Raw genomic sequence first — 5,348 nt, forward strand, 5'->3', positions numbered from 1 at the left:
AGCAGCTCAATGATCCGCACCGCCTTGTCGCGGTACGCCTCATTCGTGTGCTTCAGGTTGGTGAACTCGAAGTTCCCCGACTTGAACGGCGTGAGCGTCGGCTCAACAACGGTGGCCGGCGTGTCATCGGTGTTGCTCTGGGGCAGCCGGGGGCGCGCTTCGCCGGGATGGGCCGCCGGGGTGGATTCCGGGGTCGGTTCCGCGGTGGGTTCCGGAACCACAGGCCGCTGGATGCTGTCGCCACGGTTGTTGGTCCCCACGCTGGTCGCGAGCGCGGCGAAGTCACCCAGGACACCGAACCGGCCCTTGTCCCCCGGCAACAGGGCACGCACAGGACTGCCTTCAGCGAGTTGCTCGGCGAACTGAGCCTTGTACGCGTTGTAAACCCTCGCCGTATACGCCGGATCCCGCACCGCCCGCGCCCGATGGTCGTTGGTGACCGCGATCGAAGCGAGGTCCATGAGGTAGGTGTCGATCAGGTCCGTGACGTCCTTCGCCTTGGCGTTCGCGACCCCCACCCGCGCATGCTGGGCAAGCACTTCGGCCATCTCCAGCACAATGTCGCGATAGATACCATGCCGAATCGTGTGCGGGAACGCGGCCATAATGTGATCCGCCTGACCCGCACCCTCGGTATTCATAAACCGCGGCGTACTCAGAGACTCCAGCCCCGGAACCATCAGAGGCATACCCCGATACAGATCCTCCTCCTCAGGAATCTTCGCATTACTCGAAGCCAGAGGATGCAGACCGATCTCATGGGACAACATCCCCATGATGTAACCGATGTCATACTTCTCGAAGTAATAACTCGCCAAGTTGATCTCAACACCGGCAGCACCCAGATCACGCACATCCGCGGGCGTTTCCGTCGTCCGCACATGCAAGGTGATACGGACAGGACGGCCGTCGACAAAGCTCTTGATCGTGCTGTGCTCATCCAGCAACTCGACGATCCGCACCGCCTTGTCGACGTACCGGTCCGTCTGATTCAAGTTCGTGAACTCGAAATTCCCCAACTTGAATGCAGTGAGCGTCGGCGCGACGGCCACGGCAGGCACCGACGTCGCGTCGGTGTCGGACTGGGGCAGCCGGGGGCGCGCTTCGCCGGGATGGGCCGCCGGGGTGGATTCCGGGGTCGGTTCCGCAGTGGGTTCCGGAGCGACGGGCCGCTGGATGCTGTCGCCGCGGTTGTTCGTTCCGACACTGGTGGCGAGCGCGGCGAAGTCACCGAGAACACCGAACCGGCCCTTGTCCCCCGGCAACAGGGCACGCACAGGACTGTCCTGCGCCAACTGCTCAGCGAACTGAGCCTTGTACGCGTTGTAGACCCTCGCCGTATACGCGGGATCCCGCACCGCCCGCGCCCGATGGTCGTTCGTGACCGCGATCGACGCCAGGTCCATGAGATAGGTGTCGATCAGGTCCGTGACGTCCTTCGCCTTGGCGTTCGCGACCCCCACCCGCGCATGCTGGGCAAGCACTTCGGCCATCTCCAGCACAATGTCGCGATAGATACCATGCCGAATCGTGTGCGGGAACGCGGCCATAATGTGATCCGCCTGACCCGCACCCTCGGTATTCATAAACCGCGGCGTACTCAGAGACTCCAGCCCCGGAACCATCAGAGGCATACCCCGATACAGATCCTCCTCCTCAGGAATCTTCGCATTACTCGAAGCCAGAGGATGCAGACCGATCTCATGGGACAACATCCCCATGATGTAACCGATGTCGTACTTCTCGAAGTAGTAGCTCGCCAGGTTGATCTCAACGCCGGCAGCACCCAGGTCACGCACATCGGCGGGCGTTTCCGTCGTCCGCACATGCAGAGTGATCCGCACCGGACGACCGTCAACGAAACTCTTGATCGTGCTGTGCTCATCCAGCAACTCGACGATCCGCACCGCCTTATCTACGTACCGGTCCGTCTGATTCAGATTCGTGAACTCGAAATTCCCCAACTTAAACGGACGCAGCACCGGCACCGACGCAGCCGGCTCCGCATCCGGCTGCGTACGCGCCGGAACCTCGGTGACGGTCGTCCCCTCAGTGGCCGGCCGGGGCAGCGAGACCGGGTCCACCCAGATGGCCTCGCGACGGACCTCCTTGGCGTTCTTGCGCACCTCCTCCCAGGCCTGGTCGGTGTCCTCCTGCGCGCTCGGCTCCGAGGGGCGCGCAGTCACATCCCCGATCAACGCACCCAGCAGCGCCAGGTGCCGCCCGCGAAGCCCACCGGCGGCCAGCGAGGAGTCCTCGGGCGCGGCGTTCAGGTCACCCAGCAGGCTGCCCGGAATGTGCGGCCGGTGAGGGGCGTCGGCGTCCCGATACTCATCCCGCAGACCGAGCTGATGGGTCAGCTCATGCACCAGTTGTACGGGGTCGGCGTCAGCCCACCACGCCACCTGATCCATCGCCTGGTCCCGGCCCACCAAGTCCACCGTCAGATGCGGGGACTCTGAAGGATCGACCAGCTCGACTGTCACATGCAGCAGGTCGCCGTTGGGGAGCCGGTGACCGGGCATGTTCAGGAACTCGGCCACACCCGCGCTGAGTTGACCGAACACCCGTGGCGTCTGATCCGCCGCTCCGCGCATCGCGATACGGACCGTGAGGTCGGTGACCGGATCACCGTCATAGGTGAACCGCCGCGCATCGAAGCCCGACCTCACCACGAACCGCGGCCTGCTGTCGCGCGGGCCCCGCAACCGCGCTGCGGCCGACGGAGCCTGCTCGATGCTCTCCTCGGTCTGTTGAGCGCTGTCGGTGTCGGTGGCTTGCGGAAGCCGGGGGTGGGCCTCGTCCGTGGACGGAGGCGTGATCGTGGACGTGGCAGTAGCCGTAGACGCGGGCGCGGGCGCGGGCGCGGGCGCGGGCGGCTGGATGCTGTCACCGCGATTGTTGGCGACCACACTCGCGGTCAGGGTCGCGAAGTCCCGTACGACCCCGAACATCCCCTTGTCGGCGGGCAGGAGCGCTCGGGCGGGACTGCCCGGTGCCATGCGCGCGGCGAGCAACGTCTTGTACTCGTTGTAGACCTTGGCGGTGTTACCCGGTTCCTTCGCAGCCCTCACCCGGTGGTCACCGGTGATCGCGATCGAGGCCAGGTCCATGAGGTAGGAGTCCATCAGGTCCGTGGCGTCCTGGAGCTTGGCTCCCGGGACCTGCGCCTGTGCGAACTCCGCCATCATCTCCGCCATCTTCACCACGATGTCGCGGTAGATCCCGTGCCGGGTGCTGCTCGGGTAGGCGGCCATGATGTGGTCGGCCTGCCCCGAGCCGACCGTGTTCATGGTGCGCGGCGGTGTCAGATGCGACAGCCCCGGAACGGCCAAGGGCACCCCGGCGAACATCTCCTCCTCGTCGGGGATGTTCGTGTCCCGGGACGCAAGCGGGTGCAGGCCGATCTCATGGGCCAGCATCCCCATGACGTAACCGATGTCGTACTTCTCGAAGTAGTAACTCGCCAGGTTGATCTGAACGCCGTCGTCGCCCAGGTCACGTACGTCCGCCGGAGGCTCGGTCGTCCGCACGTGCAAGGTGATCCGGACCGGACGGTTGCCGACGTACGCACTGATCGTCGGGTGGTCCCGCAGCAGTTCGATGACCCGGGTCGCCTTGGCCCGGTAGCGCTCGTCCGAACTCTTCAGGTTGGTGAACTCGAAGTTCTCCATCACGAAGGGCCCGGGGGCGGGCGCGGTAGCAGAGTCAGGTGTCGTGTTCGGGCCCTGTGGCATGCGGGCCGGGACGCCGGTGGTCGTCGTGTCGCCGGTGGACGGCCGGGGCAGCGAGACCGGGTCCACCCAGACCGCTTCGCGCCGGACCTCCTTGGCGTTCTTGCGCACCTGCTCCCAGGCCTGCTCGGTGTCCTCCTGCGCGCTCGGCTCCGAGGGGCGCGCAGTCACATCCCCGATCAACGCACCCAGCAGCGCCAGGTGCCGCCCGCGGAGCCCACCGGCCGCCAGCGAGGAATCCTCAGGCACCGCGTTCAGGTCACCCAGCAGGCTGCCCGGGATGTGCGGACGCTGCGGCGAATCGGCATCCCGATACTCATCCCGCAGACCGAGCTGATGGGTCAGCTCATGCACCAGCTGTATGGGGGTGGCGTCCGCCCACCAGGTCTTCTGATCCATCACCTGGTCCCGACCGGTCAAGTCCACGGTCAGGTGCGGCGATTTCGAGGGATCGACCAGCTCGACCGTCACATGCAGCAGGTCGCCGTTGGGGAGCCGGTGGCCAGGGTTGTTGAGGAACTCGTGCACGCCGTCGAGGAGTTGCTCGAACGTGCGGGCGTTCTGCCCGTCCGTGCCACCACGCATCGCGATACGGACCGTGAGGTCGGTGACCGGATCACCGTCGTAGGTGAACCGCCGCGCATCGAAGCCCGACCGCACCACGAAACGGGGGCGCCTGTCCCGCGATCCCCCGGAACGCGTCGAGCCGGCCGGCCGGGTGGGCGACGCTGCCGCCGTGCCGTTCCCGGTCAGCCGGGGGCGCGTCTCGCCGGTCTCGGTGTTACTCGGGGCGGGTGTGGCGGTCTGGATGCTGTCGCCCTGGTTGTTGAACGCCACGCTGCTGCCCAGACCCAGGAAGTTGCTCGTGACGTTGTACCAGCTCTTGTCCGCCGGGAGCAGACTCCGCACGGGGCTGTCCGCTGCGAGCTGCGCGGCGAACTGCTCCTTGTACGCGTTGTACACCTTCGCCGTGTACCGCGGCTCCCAGGCCGCGTCCTTACGCTTGTCATTGGTCAGCGCGATCGTGGCCAGGTCCATCAAATAGGTGTCGACCAGGTCCGTGACGTCCTTCGCCTTCGCACCCTCCTCGCCCGTCCGCGCCTCCTCCGCCAGATCAGAGGCCATGCCCAGCACGATGTCCCGGTAGATCTTGTGCCTCGTACTGCTCGGGAAGGCCGCCATGATGTGGTCGGCCTGGCCCGCCCCAACCGTGTTCATGGTCCTCGGCGGAGTCAGGTGCGCCAGCCCCGGAACGGTCAAGGGCACCCCGGCGAACATCGACTCCTCATCAGGGATGTTCGTGTCCTGCGATGCGAGGGGATGCAGACCGATCTCATGGGCCAGCATCCCCATGACGTAACCGATGTCGTACTTCTCGAAGTAGTAACTCGCGAGATTGATCTCGACACCGGCATCCCCGCGGTCCGTCACATCGGCGGGGGTCTCCCTCGTCCGCAGGTGCAGGGTGATCCGGACAGGGCGACCGTTCACGTAATTGCGAATCGTGTCGTGCCTGCGCAGCAGCTCAATGATCCGCACCGCCTTGTCGCGGTACGCCTCATTCGTGTGCTTCAGGTTGGTGAACTCGAAGTTCCCCGACTTGAACGGCGTGAG

At 65.6% G+C, this 5,348-nt stretch carries 1 protein-coding gene; it reads right to left on the reverse strand.

Annotation, left to right across the window (positions count from 1 at the left end):
• Nucleotides 1-5,348, reverse strand: a 5,348-nt coding sequence (locus ACFWGJ_RS41460; RefSeq protein WP_387334132.1) for a hypothetical protein, incomplete at both ends; no start/stop codon positions are given.

It is taken from the genome of Streptomyces sp. NPDC060205 (assembly GCF_042728395.1).
Lineage (GTDB): Bacteria > Actinomycetota > Actinomycetes > Streptomycetales > Streptomycetaceae > Streptomyces.